We start from the raw sequence: 18,603 nt of genomic DNA, 5'->3' as shown, positions 1-18,603 counted from the left end.
GGGCGGCAAGTTGAGGGTACGGTCCGAAGGCGAACCGTCAGCCAACGACCCGATAGCAGACCTAAAAATTGACCCGAAGTGTGGCTAAGGGAATGCGCTTTCCATGTCGGGCGCAAACCTTTCCAATACAGCTAGCTTTATCACGCCGAGATATTCCCTATTCGCAGTAATGATGGGCAACCATTTGTGCCGCCCAGCCTTCATGAGCGCGATTAGTGACGAGTTGTCATCGGTGTTCAGAGCGACGTTCGGATTGCGGGTCATATAATCTTCGACGTGAGCAAAAAACCAATCCTCGCCATCAGCAATTCCCCGATAGACGATATCCTCACAAGCAATGACGCCTCTCAGCCCCTTGCCCTCCACGACTGGGAGAGCGTGGAGGGAGTTATCGCGCATCAGGCGGGCGGCTTGCTCGACTAACGCTATTGGTGAGACGTTAGGAAAATCCTCTTCGATCAATCCACTCGAAATCATACTCGATCTTTGGCTATGCGCTACCTGCTCAACGTCCTCTCATTACTAGAAAATGTCCGCAATCTCAAACCAACGAGAACCTGCGGATATCCCTGAGATTTGAGATTTGTTGCTCCCGATGGCATGCTGCAGCGTCACTAACGGAACACATTAGTCACAGGGGTAGGTGAAGGCATACCCACCGGAAAGAGCAGAGAATGCCGCAATATACATTAGAGTTTGAAGATGATGGCTTTGGTGAGCCGAAACGAGTGGAGTTCAAAGCGCAGAACCCAGCTGGCGCCCTATCTCTACTCGAAAATGAGCTTGCATTGAGACACGCCAAAGTCTGGGAGGGCGACACTTTGATTGCAGATATCATGAGAGATCGACAAGGCATTTGGCATATTGATGAACACACTTTCGGTTAGCTGTTCGTCGGTTACCATTGATCGGAGCTCACAAACACAGTGACGCTCCAATAGAGTTGGCGAAGTGCCAAGGACGGACCGTCAACTAGCGACCAAATGGCGAGAACGCGGGTCGCCACGTTCGGGAGACCTTCGGAACCTCCCCTGAGCCCACCGTTGGTTTGGCATGAGACATGCCGGCCTAATTCTGACTGCGACCCTTCTCGCTTCCTGCTCGGGAGACGCAAGCGCGCCGGGAGAGTCACGGCAAACCGAGACAGAGAGTTCATCTGCAAACCACTTATCCGCGAATGCTGACCTCGTAACGGTGGAAGGGCGAGTCGAGAATGGTGCCGAGTGCCCTCTTGTCCGTACGCCCGATGGCCAGGTCTGGTCCGTTAACTTCGGGGAGGCCGATTTTGGCGCGGGAGACTATGTCCGAATTTCCGGGAAGATTGCAGACGCTAGTTTCTGCATGCAAGGTCGAGGGACAATCCTTCCCGATCGAATAGACGCCGTTGCTCCTCCTGCAGCTGACCGCGATCCTGCACGCTCGGGCGGGATTGTGTTGGATCGCAAGTACGTTTCTGGCGCTTGGGTGGCGAAGGGCCTGGATGCGAATTGCAGCGATCCTGATTTTCGCATCAAAACGAGCGCTGCGGGGACGATTTTGAACGGCAATATCAGCCGGCATGACAACAGCGCTCTGGTTGTTTTGGACTCATATCCGCGGATCGACCTAGATGAGCCGATGGATGACCTCCCTATCGAGGGGCGTGGGCCTGATGGCTTGGCTGTGCTTCGCCCCGCAACGGACGCAGCCTACGACCCAATCTCGATAGGAAGTGCTACAATCGAGGACGACGGGATTGTCTTCGTGAAATGCGCGCAGTGACTCAGCGGCGAGCACGAGGTTCGTGGTGACCGGCGCGGCTTCGATTGCCGACTTCTCCTGTATTGAAAACAAGGGTGAAGCTAGGTCCGCTTCCCATCCACTTTGGGGCGTCCCGTCACCATTGCCGCACGCCGGAAGCCGGACGATCGAACTCGTCAATCCGGCCTCGCGCGTCCTGAATGTCTAAAGCACTCCCAGCGTAATCAGCACCGCAGCGATGGCGAGGCCGAGTTGGGTCAGCATGGTGATGATTACGCCGATGCTGCGGCCCTTGGCGAGTGCGCCGCCGTCCATGCCGAAGCCGTGTGCCACGCGTCCCAGCATGTAGATGCCTGCCACCCAGGCCAGCCACGGCTCGCCCTTGCCGGTGAGTTCGATGGCGGCGATCAGGATCAGCACGAAAGCGGTGTTCTCGACGAAGTTGAGCTGCGCGCGCATGCGGGCGGTCAGCGGGCCGCCTGCGCCATCGTCACCGATGGAGACCTTGTGCTTGAGGCGCATCTGGCCGACTCGGATTGACAGCCACAGGTTGATGATCGCGGCGGCTGCGGCGGCGGTCAGCGTGACCGGCAGGATGATACCCATGTGCATTCTCTCCCTTTGCGTACCCTTGAAAACAGCGCTAGGGGCAGGGGGAAGGCGCGGCAATCGTGCCGTGGCGATTATCCTCCGCTTGGCTTGCATCCCCCGGAAAAATCGCTATAGCGCGCGCCTTCACCGTCACGGTCGGGAAGTTCGTCGTCACCGCGCTCTTGTGCGTTGCCGGACCTTCCCCTAGGGCGGCCACCGAAATTGACTGAAATTGTTTGAGGAACAGGTGCCGAGATGGCCGTCCCCAAGAGAAAAGTATCGCCCCACCGTCGCGGCAACCGTCGTGCACATGATTCGCTCAAGGTCGAAGCTCATCACGAGTGCTCGAACTGCGGCGAACTGAAGCGTCCGCACAACCTGTGCCCGCACTGCGGTTATTACAACGGCCGCGAAGTGCTCGCGCCCGAAGGTCTCTAAAGCGCGCCCACGCGAGTTGAATCGGAGAATGTCATGAGTTTGCCGCGTATCGCCATTGATGCGATGGGCGGGGACGAAGGCGTTCGCACGATGATCGAGGGCGCCGCGCTTGCGCGTCGGCGCCACGATCGATTCAAGTTCCTGCTGGTCGGCGACGAGACCCGCATTCGTGCGGCGCTCGAAACGCATCCCGGAATGGCGGAAGCCAGCGAGATCCTCCATTGCGAGGATGTGGTCGCTGGCGACGAGAAGCCTTCGCGCGCCCTGCGCCGTGCCAAGACCACCAGCATGGGCCTCGCGGTCGATGCGGTGAAGCGCGGCGAGGCGGGCGCAGCCGTGTCCGCCGGCAACACCGGCGCGCTGATGGCCATGAGCAAGCTCGCGCTGCGTACCATGCCCGGGCTCGACCGGCCGGCGCTGGCCGCGCTGCTGCCGACGCTCGGCGATAACGACGTCATCATGCTCGACCTCGGCGCGAACCGCGAATGCGACGCGCGCAACCTCGTGCAGTTCGCGATCATGGGCGCGGCCTATTCGCGCATTGTCACCGGGCGCGAACGTCCGCGTGTGCGCCTGCTGAACATCGGCACCGAGGAAACCAAGGGTACCGAGGACATCCAGGCCGCCGCCGATCGCCTGCGCGCCGCCGATGGCCTGGCGATGGACTTCGAAGGCTATGTCGAAGCCGACAAGATCAACCGCGGCGAATGCGACGTGGTCGTGTGCGACGGTTTTTCCGGTAACATCGCGCTGAAGGCCATCGAGGGCGCGGCACGCTTCGTGACCGACCTTCTGAAGCGCGCTTTCTCCTCCTCGATCCGGTCCAAGGTCGGCTTCCTCGTCTCGCGTCCAGCGACCGAGCTGCTGAAGCACCACCTCGACCCCAACAACCACAACGGCGCCGTCTTCCTCGGCCTCAACGGCGTGGTGGTGAAGAGCCACGGCAGCGCCAACGCCAAGGGCGTGGCCAATGCGGTGGAAGTTGCCGCGCGCCTGCTGGAAGACGATATCACCAACCGCATCAAGAGCGACCTCGGCGCGATCGACACCGAAAGCCTGGGCGCGAAATGATCCGCGCGGTCATCACCGGCAGCGGAAGCGCGCTGCCCAGGGACTGCGTCACCAACGCCGACCTCGAAGCCCGCGTCGACACGAGCGACGAATGGATCGTCGAGCGCACCGGCATCCGCCAGCGCTATATCGCGGGCGAGGGTGAGACCACCTCCACTCTGGCCACCGAAGCCGCGCGCAAGGCGCTGGACGATGCGGGCGTGGACGCGAGCGAGATCGGCTTGATCGTGCTGGCTACTGCGACGCCCGACCACACCTTCCCGGCCACCGCCACGCAGGTCCAGCAGGCGCTCGGCTGTCGCGGCGGCGTGGCCTTCGACGTGGCGGCCGTGTGTTCGGGGTTCCTTTACGCGCTGGGCACGGCTGATTCGCTGCTGCGCACCGGCATGGCGACCAAGGCGCTGGTGATCGGCGCGGAGACCTTCAGCCGCATCCTCGACTGGGAAGACCGCACCACCTGCGTCCTCTTCGGAGACGGAGCTGGCGCAGTCGTGCTGGAAGCGCGGGACGTGGCCGAGGACGGCCCGGGCATTCTTGCCACCAAGCTGCACGCCGATGGCGAACACAAGGACCTGCTCTATGTCGACGGCGGGCCCTCGACCACAGGAGAGGTCGGCAAGCTGCGCATGAAAGGCCGCGAGGTTTTCCGCCACGCGGTCGTGAACCTCGCCACCGTCCTCGGCGAAGTGCTGGACGAGGCTTCGGTCGCCGCCGCCGACATCGACTGGATTGTGCCGCACCAAGCCAACGCCCGCATTCTCGACGCAACCGCGCGCAAGCTGGAACTTCCGCCGGAAAAAATCGTCGTCACCGTAGATCAGCATGCCAACACTTCGGCCGCCTCTGTGCCGCTCGCTTTCGATGTGGCGCGCAAGGATGGCAGGATCAAGCCCGGCGACCTCGTGATGTTCGAGGCAATGGGCGGCGGATTTACCTGGGGTGCCAGCCTCGCGCGGCTATAACCTTTGATAGAAAAGTGCCGTACGCGCATTGCGGGAATCGGGTAAATACAGTAGGTTGGCAAATCGCTGGAACCCAGGGTCGCGTCTGGGGAAGGATAGAACATGGATATGATGCGCAGCGTGGGCACGCTGACCCGCGCGGACCTCGCCGAAACGATCAACCGCAAGATGGGCCTGAGCCGCGCGGAATCGCTCGACCTCGTGGAAGAAATCCTGGGCAAGATGTGCGATGCGCTCGCCCGCGGCGAAAATGTGAAGATTTCCGGCTTCGGCAGCTTCGTCCTGCGCGATAAGAAGGAACGCATCGGCCGCAATCCCAAGACCGGCGTCGAAGTGCCGATCACGCCGCGCCGCGTGATGACCTTCCGTGCCAGCCAGCTCTTGAAAGAGCGGATAGCGGCGGGCTGACGATTGCCAAGACTTCATGATGGTGCCTAGGGTGCCGCATGGCTGACTTTAGCGACCACAAGGAAGACGGTGCCCTGCGCACCATTGGCGAAGTTGCCAGCGCGACCGGCATCAAGACGCATGTCCTGCGCTATTGGGAACAGCAATTCCCGCAATTGAAACCTTTGAAGCGCAGCGGCGGCCGCCGCTATTACCGCGCCGAAGACGTCGCGCTGGTCGAGCGGATCGACCGGCTGGTCAACCGCGAAGGCTATACGCTCAAGGGCGCCAAGGCGGCGCTGCGCGGAGTGCCGGACCAGCAGGCGGCGGCGCAGGATGCACAACGGCCTTCCCCTTCTGCAGCGTCCAGCGCGGAGCTCGTGGCAAAACTCAAGGCGATCCGCGCACAATTGCAGAACGCACTTTCCGCCTGATCACTTTCGCATGGCGCTCAGTTCGTCCTGCGCCCTTTCGCTGAGCGGCTTTTCCGCAAGCGCGTCTTCCAACGCGTCTAGGGCGTCCATCAACCCTTCGATGCTGTCCGCCAGTTTGCGGGTCGCGCGCGCATCGGCCGCCCACACATCAGCGAGCCGTGCGACAAGCTTCTCGCCTTGGTTCGTCAGCGCAATCAGGCGTCGTCGGCCATCCGCCTCGTCAGCGTAGCCGGTCACATAGCCCGACCGCTCGAGCGACTGGCGTGCCTGGCTGACTGACGCGTGGCTGATGCCGATGGCCTGCGCGATATCGGTTACCGTCATGGGGCCGTTGAGGCGCAGCTGGTTGATCAATCCGAACCAGCGTTGTTCGAACCGAATGCCCAGCGCTTGATAGGCCTTGGCTGCATCGCGATCGATCCGCTCCGAGAGACGACGTAGCCTACCGCCCAGAGCTTCTCCTCCAACACTTCGCAGGTAATCTTCTCCGTCCAACTTGACCGCTCCATTCAATATACGTAAGTGCCTACGCGAATAGTGATTGAAAGGAAAGTGCCGTGTACAAATTCATTCTGGGGGCGGCGTTCGCAGCCTTGGCTACCGCCTCTCATGCCGAGGACGCTGGGCCGACGAAGTCCGAATGCCGCGATGTTTCCGCAGCCATGCGCAAGGCCGCCGACGTTCTGGAAAAGCGTTACGCGCTGATCGCCAAAGGTGAGGAAGCGGCGCAACGGATGCGTGCGGCAGCGGATCGCGGCGAATTTGCCAATGTTTGTGGGACGCAGCACCAAATCGCGCGGGAAATGACGGTGGCCGCGCGCTTCATCCTGCCCGACGATCACTTGCGCATCGCCGCCGGACCCCAGGCGCCGCAAGAGGTGCCCGCACAACCGCCCGAAGACGCTTTGGCGGACAATTTCGGCATTCACGAAGTCTCGCGCCTGCCGGGCGGCATCGGTTACATCCGTATTGCGGGCTGGGCACCTATCGAATGGACGCGCGAACCGCTTGGCCATGCGGTCGAAATGCTGCGCGGATCGCGCGCGATCATCGTCGACATGAGCGGCAACGGCGGGGGAGACGGCCACACGATGAATCTGCTGCTCCGCTCCTTTTTTCCTGAAGACGCGCCACCGTCGCAACAGGGATATGATCGTAACGGGAAGCCGATGGAATGGGTGTCGGGAGAGCCCACTTGGGAGCGCTTCGATCCCGAACTTCCCGTTGCGGTTTTGATCGACGCAAATAGCGCCTCGGCGGCGGAAGCCTTCGCTTTCGGCATGAAGGAAGAGCAAAGAGCCACGATCGTGGGAAGCCGTTCGATGGGCGCCGGTCACGCCGTGCTCGACGGAGCTGAGCTGCCGGGTGGCTTCACCCTCTACATTCCGGAGTATTACGTGAAAGGCCGCCGTACCGGATCGACCTGGGAAGGCCGCGGGGTGGAACCGGATGTCTGGGCTGGAAGCGCCGAAGCGAAGATGGTCGCCTGGAAATTACTGAGCGACAAGCTCGAGGAATGATTACTCCGCTGCCAGCAGCTCTTCCGCGCCGCCAAGGTCCACGCTCACGAGGCGGCTGACGCCGCGTTCGATCATGGTCACGCCGAACAGGCGGTGCATGCGGCTCATCGTCACCGCGTTATGGGTGACGATAAGGTAGCGGGTGTCGGTTTCCTTCACCATCGCTTCCAGAAGATCGCAGAAGCGGTCGATATTGGCGTCGTCCAGCGGCGCGTCGACTTCGTCGAGCACGCAGATCGGCGCGGGATTGGTGAGGAAGAGCGCGAAGATCAGCGCGGTGGCGGTCAGCGCCTGTTCGCCGCCTGAGAGCAGGGTGAGCGACTGGAGCCGCTTGCCCGGTGGCTGGGCGAAGATTTCGAGGCCGGCTTCCAGCGGATCGTCGCTGTCGATGAGGGCGAGATGCGCTTCGCCGCCTTCGAACAGGCGCGAGAACAGGCGCTTGAAGTGCTCGTTGACCTGCTCGAACGCCTCGCGCAGCCGCTCGCGCCCTTCGCGGTTGAGATTGCCGATCGACCCGCGCAGCCGGTTGACCGCTTCGCGCAGTTCCTCCTGCTCGGCGGCGTTGGTGCCGTGCTCGCTTTCGATCTTTTCCAGTTCCTCGGCGGCGACGAGATTGACCGGACCGATCCGCTCGCGGCTGGCGGTGAGGCGGTCCATTTCCTCGCTCTCGGCCTCGGCGGATTTCACGCTGTCTTCGGCGAAGTCGAACTTGCCGGGCAGGAGCGGGGGCGGGGACTGGAACCGCTCGCCCGACACGCGCGCCATTTCCGCGCGGCGGGCGTCCTCGTTCTCGGCTCGGGCGGAGAGGCCGGCGCGGCTTTCGCGCGCTTCGGCCAGCGCCTCGTTGGCGGCGGTGAAAGCACGGTCGGCCCCTTGCGCGACCTCGTTCGCGGCGGCGAGCGCCTTTTCGGCTTCGGCGAGTTCCTTGCCCAGGCGGTCGCGCACCGTGTCGCCCTGTTCGATCTCGCACATCAGGCCTTCGGGCTTGGCGGCGAAGATGGCGCGCTGTTCCTCGATTTCCTCGAAGCGACGGGCCATGTCCGAGAGGCGGCGTGCGGCCTCGCCCGAGCGGGCCTGCCAGTTTGCCATGTCGCTGCGCTGGGCGGCGGTGCGTTCGCGCGCGACGGCGAGCGACTGGTCGTGCGCGGCGAGTTCGGCGGCGCGGGCCTGCAGCGCGGCACGGGCGGCCTCGTTTTTTGCGCGCGCGGCTTCGAGGGAAGCCCGTCCGGCGGCCGGATCGGGCAGGGCGGCGCGCTTGGCCTCGCTTGCGGCAAGGTCGGACTTGGCGGAATTGACGAGGTCCGCGTGGTCCTTCTCCGCCTCGGCCAGTTCGGCAAGGCGGGCGGCGACGCGTTCGCGCGCGGCTTCGGCCTGGTCGAGCGCGCGCAGGGCCTGACGCTCGGCCTCGCTGGCAGAGGAGAGCGCGCGTTCGGCGGCGACGAGGTCGCGCTGGAGGGTGGACAGCGCCTCGGCGGCCTCAGCCTCAGTCGCTTCGGCGCGCGTGACGGCGGCTTCGAGATCGGGGACAAGCGCGTCGAGTTCGGCAAAGCGGTTCTCCGCTTCCAGCCGCGCTGCTTCCGCTGCGCCTTCGCCGCGCACGACGAGCCCATCCCAGCGGCGCAGCCTGCCGTCCAGGGTGACGAGGTTTTCGCCCGGCGCGAGGGCGCGGCCGTCGTCCGCCCTCGCCACATGGACCAGCGCCAGCCTGGCGCGCAATTCCGCGGGGCATTCGGCCACATGGTCGGCCAGGCTGTCCGCCACCGGTTTGGGCGCATCGGCGCCAGTCCAGTAGCGCCCCTCGCTGCCTTCGTCGGGCAGGCCGAGCAACGCCTTGCCGTCGCGGCCCAGCGCTGCGGCAACGGCGCGTTCGTAACCCTTTTCCGCGCGCACGCCATCGATCGCCTGTTGGCGGCCCGAACGCTTGGCAGCGGCGCGTTCGCGCGCTTCGCGGTCGCGTTTGAGGGCGTCGTATTCGCGCGCGACACCGGAGAGTTCGGCCTTGGCGGCGGAATAGGCGCTGGCGGCCTCGTCACGTTCCGCCTGAAGCTCCGCCTTGCGCGCCTGCATTTCCTCGATCGCGGCGCGCTTCGCTTCGACTTCGGAGGCCGCGTCTTTCGCCGCGTCCTGCGCCTGATCGACCGCGCCATCGAGGTCTTCCCCCGCCAGCGCAGCGCGCTGGTCGGCCATGCGGCGCCCTTCGGCCTCGACCCGCTCGAGCCGCGCCTTCGCTTGCGCGACTTCGGCGTCGACCACGCGCCATTCGGCTTCCACCCCAGCGTTGTCCGCCGTGGCCTTGGCCAGCGCGAGTTCCGCCGTGCGGCTGGCGCGCTCCGCATCTTCGCTCTGCGCGACCAGCTTGGGACGCCGCTCCTCGTCGGCGGCCAGCGTCTTTTCGCTTGCGGCGAGTTCTTTCTCGAGCCGCGCCAGAGCCTCGGCCGCATCCTTGGTCATGCGGTCGGCATCGCCGCGATCTTCCTCCAGCCGGACCTTCTGGCGTTCGAGATCGGCGAGCCGCTGCTCCGCGGCTTCGAGCTGACTGGTGAGCGCCGCCATCCGGTGGCCATGGGCGCTCGCATCGTCGCGGCGGTCGGCCTGCTGTTCGCGCGCCTCGGCGAGCTTCTCGGCCGCCTCTCGCTGCGCCTTCTGCGCCGCGTCGGTGCCTTTCTGCGCCTCGGCCACCCGCGCATCGGCGGCGGCGGCGGCTTTCTTCGCCGCGTCCGCCGCGGCGGCGGCATCGCGCCAGCGGGCAAATACGAGTCGGGCCTCAGCGGTCTTTATCTCGTCGGACAGCTTGCGATAGCGTTCGGCCTGCTTGGCCTGTCGCCTGAGCGAGGCGATCTGGCTGTCGAGCCCCGCCATTAAATCTTCCAGCCGCTCCAGGTTCTTCTCGGTCGACCTCAGCTTGCTTTCGGCATCGCGGCGGCGGACATGGAGACCCGCGATCCCGGCGGCCTCTTCCAGCATCATGCGGCGTTCGACGGGCTTCGCGGCAATGACCTGCGCGATCTTGCCCTGGCTCACTAGCGCCGGGCTATGCGCGCCTGTGGCGGCGTCGGCGAAGGTCAGGGCGACGTCCTTGGCGCGGACATCCTTGCCGTTGACGCGATAGGCGGAGCCCGCCCCGCGTTCGATCCGGCGGACGACTTCCAGCTCGTCGCCGTCATCGTCCTCGGCGGACAGCACCACTTCGGCAAAGTCACGCGGCGGGCGGCTGGCCGTGCCGGCGAAGATCACGTCCTCCATCCCGCCCGAGCGCATGGATTTGGGCGAGTTCTCGCCCATCACCCAGCGGATCGCTTCGAGCAGGTTGGACTTGCCGCAGCCGTTAGGGCCGACGACGCCCGTCAGCCCCGGTTCGATGCGCAAGGTGGAGGGCTCGACGAAGCTCTTGAAACCGCTCAATCTGAGCTGTTTGATGAGCATCGTCTGTCGCCCCCCGCCCTAAACCTTACCTCGCGCCGGCGCGCTGGAGGATGGGCTCGACCGCGGCCCATTGGTTGGCATCGATCCGCTGTCCGTTGAGGAAGAAGGTGGGTGTGCCGGTGACATTGGCGGCGGTGGCTTCCTCGCTCGACTTTTGAGCCATCGCGGTGATCGCCGCGCCATCGGAAAGACAGCTGCGCGCCTGATCGGCGGAGAGGCCGCGCGCGGCGAACCAGTCGATCAGGCCGGCCGCCTCGGCGAGGCGCACGAACCGCTCGTTCTCCGGCGCGCTCATCGCGGCTTCGTAGGCGCCGGCGTTGGAGGACAGCGTGTTGCTGAAGTCCGAGAGCGAAGCCCAGGCCTGGTCGGCCAGTGGGTGGAAGCTGGCGGGCGAACCGCAGCGGGCGAGGGTCGAAATCGTCACGTCGAGCGGATCGCGCAGCAGCGGACGGATTTCAAAGCTGACGCGGCCGGTGGAGACATAGTCTTCCATCAGCGGTTCGACACCGTTCTCGGCGAAATAGGCGCAGGCGCCGCAGGTGTGGCTGGCGAATTCGACCAGCTTGAGCGGGGCGTCGGGATTGCCGACCACGAAGCCGCCTTCGACCGTGGTGTTGGCGACATCCAGCCAGCTTTCGCCGTCGGGGGCGGGGATGGCGGCGATGGCTTCGCCGTCGAGGCTGGCGGCATCGCCGTCTTCTGCACCGCCACTGCAGGCGGCCAGCGCCAGGGCGAGGGGGGCAGCAAGGGCGAAACGGGTAGCGCGGTTCATGCAGGATCCTCTGATTTGAGCCGGAAAGGCTATGACAAGGCCTTCCCTTGGTGAAGGAGGCGACAAGCGGTGTCCACAGGGCTGTCCCCGAAAAAAGCGCCGATTTGTGCCTTCCGGAGCGCCGCGGTCCCGCCCTTCAGAACAATTTGTCGAGAATCGGCTGGAGCGTCTGCCAGTCGTGCGCGTCCAGCGTCTTGCCGCCCATGATGAAGGTCGGCGTGCCGCGCAGGCCGAAGGTCTTCACATCGGCGGCGCTCTGTTCGGCGATGGCGCGGGCCTTGGCCTCGTCGGTCAGACACTGGTCGAGCGCAGTGCGCGAGTAGCCCCGGGTTTCCATGATCTCGTAGAAATCGAGGTCGCTGGCGATGGCCTGCGCACGGCTGGCGAAGCTGCCGAAATTCCAGCGCGCCATCTGCGCCTGCGTCATCTTGCGCGCCTTGGCCATCCATTCGCCATGTTTGAGGATCAGAGCCTCGTGATTGGCGGGGAATTTGACCGGAGCGCCGCATTGTGCGGCCAGCGCAGCGGTAAGGTCGATCGGGTCGCGGATGAGGTGGCGGATCTCGTAGGAGACCTTGCCGGTCGGCACATAGAGCAGCTTGATCGCCCCATCGCCCGTGCGCGCAAATTCGGCGCAATGCGAGCAGGTGTAGCTCATGAATTCCACGAGCCGGCCCTGCGCCTTGGGATTGCCGATCAGATGGCCGCCTTCGGTCTCGGTGACCATGGCGCCCCAATTGCCCTTCTTCTCCGAGCCGGGAAGAGGCGGCTTGTCCTGCGCGGTGGCGCCGACGGCCAGCACGCTGGCGGCAGCAAACATGAGGGGCCTGGTCAAACGGGCAAGTCGCGACACGTCAATCGTTCCTGTCTTCACTATCCGATCCGAAGCTGCGCGCGAGCGATTCGAGCACGGTGCGGAGTTCGGGATCGCCGATATCGCGCAGACTGTCGCCCAGTTCCACCGGAATTGGCTTGAGCGAAGGCGGCGCTTTCGCCCTGTTCCTGTCCTCCGGCGGCTTAACCGCACCTTGCCGGAGCTTGATCCGCGCCACCGCCTTGTAGCCGAAGAAGCGATTCACCCGGTCGATGATCTCGGGCAGCACCTGCTGGATCAGCGGCGCATGGGCGGGTTTGACGACGAGTTCGAGGATGCCTTCCGACTTTTCGCCGGGCGGGAAGCGGATCATTTCCGGCATGCAGACCCGCGCGTGCGTTTCGCCCACGATTTCGGGCCAGCGGCTGAGAACGGAGCTTTGCACGAAGCCGAAACGCCGGAAGGCCGGGCGGCCGATCTGCGGCATGAGGTCGCTAATAGCCTTTGCAGCGCCCCCACGTGGGCGTTCGTAAGGCTTGGGAGCTTTCTTGCGGCCTGCCGCTGCGCTGCGTGAGGCCGGTTCCTTGCCCTTGCTACCTGTTTTCGATGTCGGCTTGTCGCTTCCCATTACGGGCGCGCTCATGCCATAGGCGGGGCGTGGCCGCCATAGTTTCCGAACATTTGCTCGACTGGTACGATGCCCATGCGCGCGACTTGCCGTGGCGCGCGCGTCCGGGCGAGCCTTTGCCCGACCCCTATCGCGTGTGGCTGTCGGAGGTCATGCTCCAGCAGACGACCGTCGCGGCGGTGAAGCCCTATTTCGAAGCCTTCACCACGCGCTGGCCGACGGTGGAGGCGCTGGCCGCCGCGCCGGAAGAGGACGTCATGGCCGCCTGGGCGGGACTCGGCTATTATTCGCGCGCCCGCAATCTGGTGAAGGCGGCGCGGGCGGTGGCCGATCTCGGAAGTTTTCCCGACACCGAGGAAGACCTACGAGAATTGCCGGGGCTGGGCGCCTATACCGCTGCGGCGGTGGCGGCGATTGCTTTCGGGCAGCGGGCGGTGGTGGTGGACGCCAATGTCGAGCGGGTGGTGGCGCGGCTCTTCGCGCTGAAGGAGCCGCTGCCGGGTGTGCGCAAGGCGATACGGGCGGCGACCGATGCGATCGCGCCGGATAGCCGCGCGGGCGATTTTGCTCAGGCGATGATGGATCTGGGCTCCTCGATCTGCACCGCGCGCGATCCAAAGTGCCTGCTCTGCCCGCTGGAACGCGATTGCCGGGGCAGGGCGGAGGGCGATCCCGCCTTGCTGCCCGTCAAGGCGCCGAAAAAGGAAAAGCCGGTCCGACAAGGTCGCGCCTGGTGGATCGAGCGCGATGGCGCGGTGTGGCTGGTCCGGCGCGAGGGCACAGGGATGCTCGGCGGCATGCGCGCGCTGCCCGACGATGGGTGGTCGGCCAAGGGTGACGGCACAGGCGAACCGCCGATTGAAGGCCATTGGGAGGCGCTTGGAATGGTGCGCCACACCTTCTCGCATTTCGCGCTCGAACTGACGGTGCAGCGAAGTGCCGCCCCCGAACAGCCGGAACGAGCAGGCGAATGGTGGCCGCTCGACCGGCTGGAAGAGGCGGGGCTGCCGACGCTGTTTGCGAAGGCGGCCCGGCTGGCGCTGGCGAGTTAGATGATCCCGCCGCCGAGGCTTAGGCGGATTACGGCTATCAGCAGCACGACGAGGTTGAAGTTCCGCCCCGAATTACTCGACGACAGCTGGCCGAGGATGACGCCGATCACGATAAGAGGCAGCGCGATCCAGTTTGCCCAGCCCAGCAAGGGGATGGTGGCGGGGATCACGATAACCAGCGAGATGATTCCGAAGAGGAAAGAGAGAAGGTTCAGCATGTGTCCTATATGGGTAAGGCACTTGCCGCTTGCAAGCCCAAACGCCTTTCGCAATTGACCGTTCAGTTTCAAATCCGCATCAATCGCCCTAACGCATATATCTTCAAGAGGATCGCCCATGGCCTATCGTGAATTCGACGCTCCCCAGTACTCGCGCCGCTCGCTGCTGAGAGGCGGGGCATGGCTGACCGCCGGGGCGGCGCTTTCCGCGATGCCGATGGGCCGCGCGGCTCTGGCGCAGGGCATGCCCGGCGGCTGGGACAATGTCGGCGCGATGGTCGATAAATATGTGGGCGAGCGCAAGGTCGCCAACATGGTCGCCGCGCTTGGTTGGGGCGACAAGAAGCCGGTCTATGTCGCGCGCGGCAATTTGGCGCTGGGCAGCCAGACGCGCGCCGGGGCCGACAGCCTCTATCGCATCTATTCCATGACCAAGCCGGTCACCGGCATGGCCGCGATGCAGCTGATCGAGGACGGCAAGATGGGCCTCGACCAGCCGATCGCCGAGCATTTGCCGCTGTTCGGCAAGATGATGGTGCAGAAAACCTACGACGGCTCGGTCACCGATCTCGTGCCGGCAGAGCGCCCGATCACCGTGCGCCACCTGCTCACCCACACGGCGGGCCTTGGCTATTCCATCGTTCAGAAGGGCCCGATCCGCGATCAGTATGTGAAATACGGCGTGGTGCCGGGGCAGGTCAGCCGCCTGCCGATCCCGGGCCTGGGCCGCGAGGAAGCGATCCGCGGGCTCGACAAGTTCGCCAACAACCTCTCGCAGCTGCCGCTGGTCCTCCAGCCGGGTACCAAGTGGAGCTATTCGGTCGGTCTCGACCTGCTCGGCCGCGTGATCGAAGTCGCCAGCGGGATGAAGTTCGACGAGTATTTGCGGACCGCGATCTTCGAGCCGGCGGGCATGAACAGCACCTATTTCCGCGTGCCGGAAAGCGAAGTGGGCCGCTTCACCACCAATTACGGCATCCTCAATGGCACGCCGCTGCCGATGGATCCGGCGGCCTCCTCGGTCTATCTCGACGATCCGGCCTTCCCCTTCGGCGGGGCAGGCCTTGTCTCGAGCGCGCATGATTACGACCGCTTCCTCAAGATGCTGCTCGGCTACGGCATGATCGACGGCAAGCGCGTGCTGGCGGAAAACGCGGTGCGCGTCGGCACATCGAACCTGTTGCCGGAGATGGCCACGACCAAGGGCACCTGGGTCGAAGGCCAGGGCTTTGGTGCGGGCGGCCGCGTGCAGGACGGCGCCTATGGCTGGGGCGGGGCGGCCGGCACGGTCGGCTTCGTCAGCTTCAAGGCAGGCCTGCGCGCCACGCTGATGACGCAGTACATGCCGTCCGAAGCCTATCCGATCCACGAAGGCTTCCCGCGCGCCGTGCTCGCCGATCTTGCCGCCATGCAGGGAGCCTAGAGCCATCGCCCTTTCCTTCACCGGATCGAAGATCGACCGCGCCGATCATGTCCGCGCGGACCCGGAGCGGCTTGCAGGCTACATGAACTGGAAGGCGCGGCTGCTCCGCCTCGACGGGTTGATGCCCGCGCTGGACGATTCTGGGCGGCTCGCCTGGGGCACGCTGGCCGACGCGCCGGAGGAGGCGGAACTGGTCTTCCTCGGCCTCGACCTTACGGACGGCGGGGAGAAAGCCTGCTTCGCCGCCGTCCCCCCGCGCGGCGATGCCACCCCGCGCATGGCGAACCCGCAATTGTGGTCGCTCATGGCCACGCTCGCGCCCGACGATCTTGCGGTCTACGGGGGCGCGCGCAGCATCGTCGACTGGCACGCGCGGCACCGGTTCTGCGCCGAATGCGGCGGCGACACGAAACTCGCCAAGGGCGGCTGGCAGCGCGACTGCACCTCCTGCGGAGCGAGCCATTTCCCGCGCACCGATCCGGTCGCGATCACGCTGGTCGAACATGACGGCAAGCTCATGCTCGGGCGGGGCAAGGGGTGGCCAGAAGGCCGCTTTTCCGCGCTTGCCGGCTTTGTGGAACCGGGCGAAAGCATCGAGGAAGGCGTCGCGCGCGAAGTGTTCGAGGAAAGCGGCGTGCGCATCCGCGACGTGAGCTATGTCGCCAGCCAGCCCTGGCCCTTCCCGAGCCAGTTGATGATCGGCTGCCACGCCTATGCCGACGACGAGGAAGTGACGATGGACGAAACCGAAATGGCCGAAATCCTCTGGTTCACGCGCGAGGATATCGAGGCGGCCTTCGCCGGCGCCCCCTCCGCGCCCTTCCACAAGCCGGTGGAGCAGGCGATCGCCACCCATCTCATGCGCTGGTGGCTCGCACGATGACCCGCACGCTCACCATCGACATCTGGTCCGACGTCATGTGTCCCTGGTGCCTCGTCGGCTGGGGCAATCTCGGCCAGGCGCTGGAGCAGCTGGATGGCGAAATCGCGGCGGACATCCGCTGGCACGCCTTCGAACTCAACCCCGACATGCCGGAAGAAGGCGAGGAGCGCACCGCGCATATCGCGCGCAAATACGGCCGCACGATAGAGCAGTCGAAGGAGGTGCAGGGCCGGATGCGCGAAGCGGCCGAGGCGGCGGGGGTCTCTCTCGATTACGAAGGGCCGGAGCCTGCGCCCGAGGCGATGATGTGGAACACCTTCGACGCGCACAAGCTGCTGACTTGGGCGCTGGAGGAGCACGGGGCCGAGGCGCAGACGCGGCTCAAGCTCGCGCTGTTCGAGGCGCACTTCAACCAGCGCCGCCGGATCGGCGAACGCGACGTGCTGCTCGCCGTGGCGGAGGAGGCGGGCCTGGACCACGAAGCCGCTGCAGACGCGCTCGACAGCGAGGAACTCGCCCGCAAGACCCGCGTCGAAGAACGCGCCGCGATGGAAATGAACATCACCGGTGTGCCTGCCATGATCGTGGAAGGCCGCTTCATGATCCCCGGTGCCCAGCCGCCCGAGGCCTATGTGAACGCGCTGCGGCGGGTGGCGGAGAGGACTGCCTCGGAAGGCTGAAGCGAATGTCTGCTAACGACCCGATTGCGGACGCTTACATTACCTGTCACTTTTGCCTCATGAGCAAAGAAGATTTCGTTTCCCAGCAGCGCAATGGGGTCAATTTTTTATTCGGCTTGTTGGTCGTTGGTCTTTTTATGTTCTGGCTGTGGGCCGCCCTGGATGGGGCTTTCGATTTGGGTTGGAATGCTGATCCGCAAATCTTGTGGCTTGCACCGTCGATGGCAATCTTCGCCTATATTGTCCGGTTTTTTTGTATGAGGATTTTTGGCTTCATAGAAAGTAACTACTAGCGTCGGATTCCCACCCATTGTCGGACGTTCGTAAATTTCCAGCTCGACTAGTGCCGAACTACAAAAAAGCCCCGCTGGTGAGGGCGGGGCTGATTGGGTCAGTTCTGACGAGCAAGCTTAGCTCGAGCGATCATCCTGCATCGCTTGACGGGTCTTCTCGCCCTTCATGGCGTCCTGCGCGGGGTTGTCCGAGCCGACTTCCGGTTCGCGGTTGTCGGGATCGAAGGCGCGGTTGAGTTCGCCGCGGGTACCGACCTGCCGGTTCACCTCGCCGCCCGAAGCGCTCTGCTGCGACGGGGTGGGGTATTCGGTCATCTCGTCGATGAGGTCGTTGTCGGGGTGCATGGACTGGCGTTCGGGCATGAAAATATCTCCTTTGCCCAATCAACGGATGTTGCATCGGCGCCGTTCCGCAGTTCGTCCCGGCTGAGGCCCGCCTTCCCTCGGCCAAGGAAAAAGGGCGCCGATCCATGATGGAGCGGCGCCCTTTTCCTGCGTGTTTACGCGGTCTGCGGGTCAGCAGTTGCCTTCCACGCCGTCGACACAATCGCCGACCGATTCAACATCTTCCACCGCACCTTCGACCGTGTTGCAAGCCGAAAGGAAGAAGGCGGTGCTGCCGAGGGCCACCATGAGAAGCTTTTTCATTATCACTCTCCTGAAGTGCGGGCCGACGACCTCCCGCGATTGGGTCGGTGGCGGAAAAACGGGAGCGGGGTCAAAGAGTTCCGCAGTGCCCGCCGCAAAAGGTCAGATGAGGCCGAGGCGCTCCAGCTTGCCGGCCAGCTTGCCGGGCAGGACATCGCCGATATCCTCGCCTTCCTCGAGATCGCGCGGAGGCTCGCCCTTGAGGTAGCGCCAGCCCTGGTGGGCGCGCTTGGGGCGGGGGTGGACGCGCACCAGTTCGGGCTTCAGGTCGATGGACCAGCGCCCGGTCGCGGTCTCGCTGAAACCGAGGATCTCGCTGCGCGCCACAATGCTGTGCTGGTGTATCCAATAGAGCGAGCCGCCGATGCATTGCTCCCATTTTGTGGGGCGATAGCGGGTGGTGAGGTTGGGGCTGCGCCGCTGCGCGTACCAGCTCTCGATATCGGCAAAGCTCTGCGCGCCGAAGGCGATCTTGGTCAGGTGAAGCGGCATGAGATGGAGATAGGGGCTTGCCGCGAAAGAGCAACCGAACGCCCTAATCCCGACGTCACCCCGGACTTGATCCGGGGTCCCGCTTACTTCTGGCGGGGCGCGAGAGCGAAAAGCAGTGGGACCCCGGCTCGGGG

At 64.6% G+C, this 18,603-nt stretch carries 24 protein-coding genes and 1 pseudogene; 14 read left to right on the top strand and 11 right to left on the bottom strand.

Going from position 1 to position 18,603, the window contains the following annotated elements:
• Positions 1-84: 84 nt before the first annotated feature.
• Positions 85-462, bottom strand: coding sequence for a CBS domain-containing protein (locus tag K3148_RS00935; protein ID WP_221425487.1), 378 nt, complete (start codon positions 460-462; stop codon positions 85-87).
• A gap of 212 nt (positions 463-674) precedes the next feature.
• Here K3148_RS00935 and K3148_RS00930 point away from each other — a divergent pair, with 212 nt between their 5' ends.
• The 3 genes and pseudogenes from K3148_RS00930 (at position 675) to K3148_RS13810 (ending at position 1,761) form a co-directional block, all read left to right on the top strand.
• On the top strand, positions 675-887 hold the full coding sequence (locus K3148_RS00930; protein ID WP_221425486.1) for a hypothetical protein: 213 nt from the start codon (positions 675-677) through the stop codon (positions 885-887).
• Positions 888-1,053: 166 nt separating this feature from the next.
• Positions 1,054-1,371, top strand: a pseudogene (locus tag K3148_RS14005) (DUF5818 domain-containing protein); the annotation flags it as partial.
• Positions 1,372-1,434: 63 nt separating this feature from the next.
• Positions 1,435-1,761: a hypothetical protein gene (locus K3148_RS13810; RefSeq protein ID WP_247711602.1), complete on the top strand. Its 327-nt coding sequence runs from the start codon at positions 1,435-1,437 to the stop codon at positions 1,759-1,761.
• Between the two features lie 183 nt (positions 1,762-1,944).
• Here the strand turns inward: K3148_RS13810 and K3148_RS00920 are convergent, their stop codons facing one another.
• Complete coding sequence (locus K3148_RS00920; RefSeq protein WP_221425484.1) at positions 1,945-2,346, bottom strand: MAPEG family protein; 402 nt, start codon at positions 2,344-2,346, stop codon at positions 1,945-1,947.
• Between the two features lie 240 nt (positions 2,347-2,586).
• Here K3148_RS00920 and rpmF point away from each other — a divergent pair, with 240 nt between their 5' ends.
• The 5 genes from rpmF (at position 2,587) to K3148_RS00895 (ending at position 5,623) form a co-directional block, all read left to right on the top strand.
• Positions 2,587-2,769, top strand: coding sequence for a 50S ribosomal protein L32 (gene rpmF, locus K3148_RS00915; protein ID WP_040965823.1), 183 nt, complete (start codon positions 2,587-2,589; stop codon positions 2,767-2,769).
• Positions 2,770-2,802: 33 nt separating this feature from the next.
• Entirely contained in the window at positions 2,803-3,840 is a 1,038-nt protein-coding gene (gene plsX / locus K3148_RS00910) for a phosphate acyltransferase PlsX (protein ID WP_221425483.1), read from the top strand.
• Positions 3,837-4,802 carry a beta-ketoacyl-ACP synthase III gene (locus tag K3148_RS00905; RefSeq protein WP_221425482.1) on the top strand — a complete coding sequence of 322 codons (966 nt, stop codon included), beginning with the start codon at positions 3,837-3,839 and terminating at the stop codon, positions 4,800-4,802. Before plsX ends, K3148_RS00905 begins: the two co-directional genes overlap by 4 nt.
• Positions 4,803-4,910: 108 nt before the next feature.
• Positions 4,911-5,210 (top strand): integration host factor subunit alpha, encoded by a 300-nt coding sequence (locus tag K3148_RS00900; RefSeq protein WP_221426567.1) that lies wholly within the window; start codon positions 4,911-4,913, stop codon positions 5,208-5,210.
• Positions 5,211-5,248: 38 nt separating this feature from the next.
• On the top strand, positions 5,249-5,623 hold the full coding sequence (locus K3148_RS00895; protein ID WP_221425481.1) for a MerR family transcriptional regulator: 375 nt from the start codon (positions 5,249-5,251) through the stop codon (positions 5,621-5,623).
• Here K3148_RS00895 and K3148_RS00890 read toward each other — a convergent pair whose 3' ends face one another.
• A complete protein-coding gene (locus K3148_RS00890; protein WP_221425480.1) occupies positions 5,624-6,118 on the bottom strand; it encodes a MarR family winged helix-turn-helix transcriptional regulator in 495 nt (164 codons plus the stop codon).
• Between the two features lie 62 nt (positions 6,119-6,180).
• Here K3148_RS00890 and K3148_RS00885 point away from each other — a divergent pair, with 62 nt between their 5' ends.
• Complete coding sequence (locus K3148_RS00885; protein WP_221425479.1) at positions 6,181-7,143, top strand: S41 family peptidase; 963 nt, start codon at positions 6,181-6,183, stop codon at positions 7,141-7,143.
• On the opposite strand, the gene K3148_RS00880 is transcribed toward K3148_RS00885, so the two are convergent.
• From K3148_RS00880 to K3148_RS00865, 4 genes are all read right to left on the bottom strand, one after another.
• On the bottom strand, positions 7,144-10,566 hold the full coding sequence (locus tag K3148_RS00880; RefSeq protein ID WP_221425478.1) for a chromosome segregation SMC family protein: 3,423 nt from the start codon (positions 10,564-10,566) through the stop codon (positions 7,144-7,146).
• A 25-nt stretch (positions 10,567-10,591) separates the two neighbouring features.
• Positions 10,592-11,338, bottom strand: a complete 747-nt coding sequence (locus K3148_RS00875; protein ID WP_221425477.1) for a thioredoxin domain-containing protein — start codon at positions 11,336-11,338, stop codon at positions 10,592-10,594.
• 136 nt (positions 11,339-11,474) lie between these two features.
• Positions 11,475-12,158 carry a thioredoxin domain-containing protein gene (locus K3148_RS00870; RefSeq protein ID WP_221425476.1) on the bottom strand — a complete coding sequence of 228 codons (684 nt, stop codon included), beginning with the start codon at positions 12,156-12,158 and terminating at the stop codon, positions 11,475-11,477.
• 34 nt (positions 12,159-12,192) lie between these two features.
• Complete coding sequence (locus tag K3148_RS00865; protein WP_221425475.1) at positions 12,193-12,795, bottom strand: DUF721 domain-containing protein; 603 nt, start codon at positions 12,793-12,795, stop codon at positions 12,193-12,195.
• Between the two features lie 14 nt (positions 12,796-12,809).
• Between K3148_RS00865 and mutY the strand changes: the two genes are divergently transcribed.
• Positions 12,810-13,832, top strand: a complete 1,023-nt coding sequence (gene mutY, locus K3148_RS00860) for an A/G-specific adenine glycosylase (protein ID WP_221425474.1) — start codon at positions 12,810-12,812, stop codon at positions 13,830-13,832.
• Here the strand turns inward: mutY and K3148_RS00855 are convergent.
• Entirely contained in the window at positions 13,829-14,050 is a 222-nt protein-coding gene (locus K3148_RS00855; RefSeq protein WP_221425473.1) for a hypothetical protein, read from the bottom strand. The genes mutY and K3148_RS00855 overlap by 4 nt on opposite strands.
• Before the next feature lie 118 nt (positions 14,051-14,168).
• On the opposite strand from K3148_RS00855, the gene K3148_RS00850 reads away from it, so the two are divergent.
• From K3148_RS00850 to K3148_RS00835, 4 genes are all read left to right on the top strand, one after another.
• Complete coding sequence (locus K3148_RS00850) at positions 14,169-15,473, top strand: serine hydrolase domain-containing protein (protein ID WP_221425472.1); 1,305 nt, start codon at positions 14,169-14,171, stop codon at positions 15,471-15,473.
• Positions 15,474-15,555: 82 nt separating this feature from the next.
• Complete coding sequence (nudC, locus tag K3148_RS00845; RefSeq protein ID WP_247711697.1) at positions 15,556-16,356, top strand: NAD(+) diphosphatase; 801 nt, start codon at positions 15,556-15,558, stop codon at positions 16,354-16,356.
• Positions 16,353-17,036 (top strand): DsbA family oxidoreductase, encoded by a 684-nt coding sequence (locus K3148_RS00840; RefSeq protein ID WP_221425471.1) that lies wholly within the window; start codon positions 16,353-16,355, stop codon positions 17,034-17,036. The genes nudC and K3148_RS00840 overlap by 4 nt, the downstream gene beginning before the upstream one ends.
• 59 nt (positions 17,037-17,095) lie before the next feature.
• Positions 17,096-17,329, top strand: coding sequence for a hypothetical protein (locus K3148_RS00835; RefSeq protein ID WP_221425470.1), 234 nt, complete (start codon positions 17,096-17,098; stop codon positions 17,327-17,329).
• Positions 17,330-17,446: 117 nt separating this feature from the next.
• On the opposite strand, the gene K3148_RS00830 is transcribed toward K3148_RS00835, so the two are convergent.
• The 3 genes from K3148_RS00830 to K3148_RS00825 form a co-directional block, all read right to left on the bottom strand.
• Positions 17,447-17,692 (bottom strand): hypothetical protein, encoded by a 246-nt coding sequence (locus K3148_RS00830; RefSeq protein WP_221425469.1) that lies wholly within the window; start codon positions 17,690-17,692, stop codon positions 17,447-17,449.
• 153 nt (positions 17,693-17,845) lie between these two features.
• The gene (locus K3148_RS13930) at positions 17,846-17,977 is read right to left on the bottom strand and encodes a hypothetical protein (RefSeq protein WP_282099591.1); all 132 of its coding nucleotides are present in this window, start codon (positions 17,975-17,977) and stop codon (positions 17,846-17,848) included.
• A gap of 102 nt (positions 17,978-18,079) precedes the next feature.
• The gene (locus K3148_RS00825) at positions 18,080-18,469 is read right to left on the bottom strand and encodes a DUF1489 family protein (protein ID WP_006833620.1); all 390 of its coding nucleotides are present in this window, start codon (positions 18,467-18,469) and stop codon (positions 18,080-18,082) included.
• Positions 18,470-18,603: the final 134 nt, after the last annotated feature.

Origin of the sequence: Qipengyuania aurantiaca, assembly GCF_019711375.1 — a bacterium.
Classification (GTDB): domain Bacteria; phylum Pseudomonadota; class Alphaproteobacteria; order Sphingomonadales; family Sphingomonadaceae; genus Qipengyuania; species Qipengyuania aurantiaca.
The sequence above is the reverse complement of the archived record's forward strand: the minus strand, read 5'-3'. Positions and strand labels throughout refer to the sequence as shown.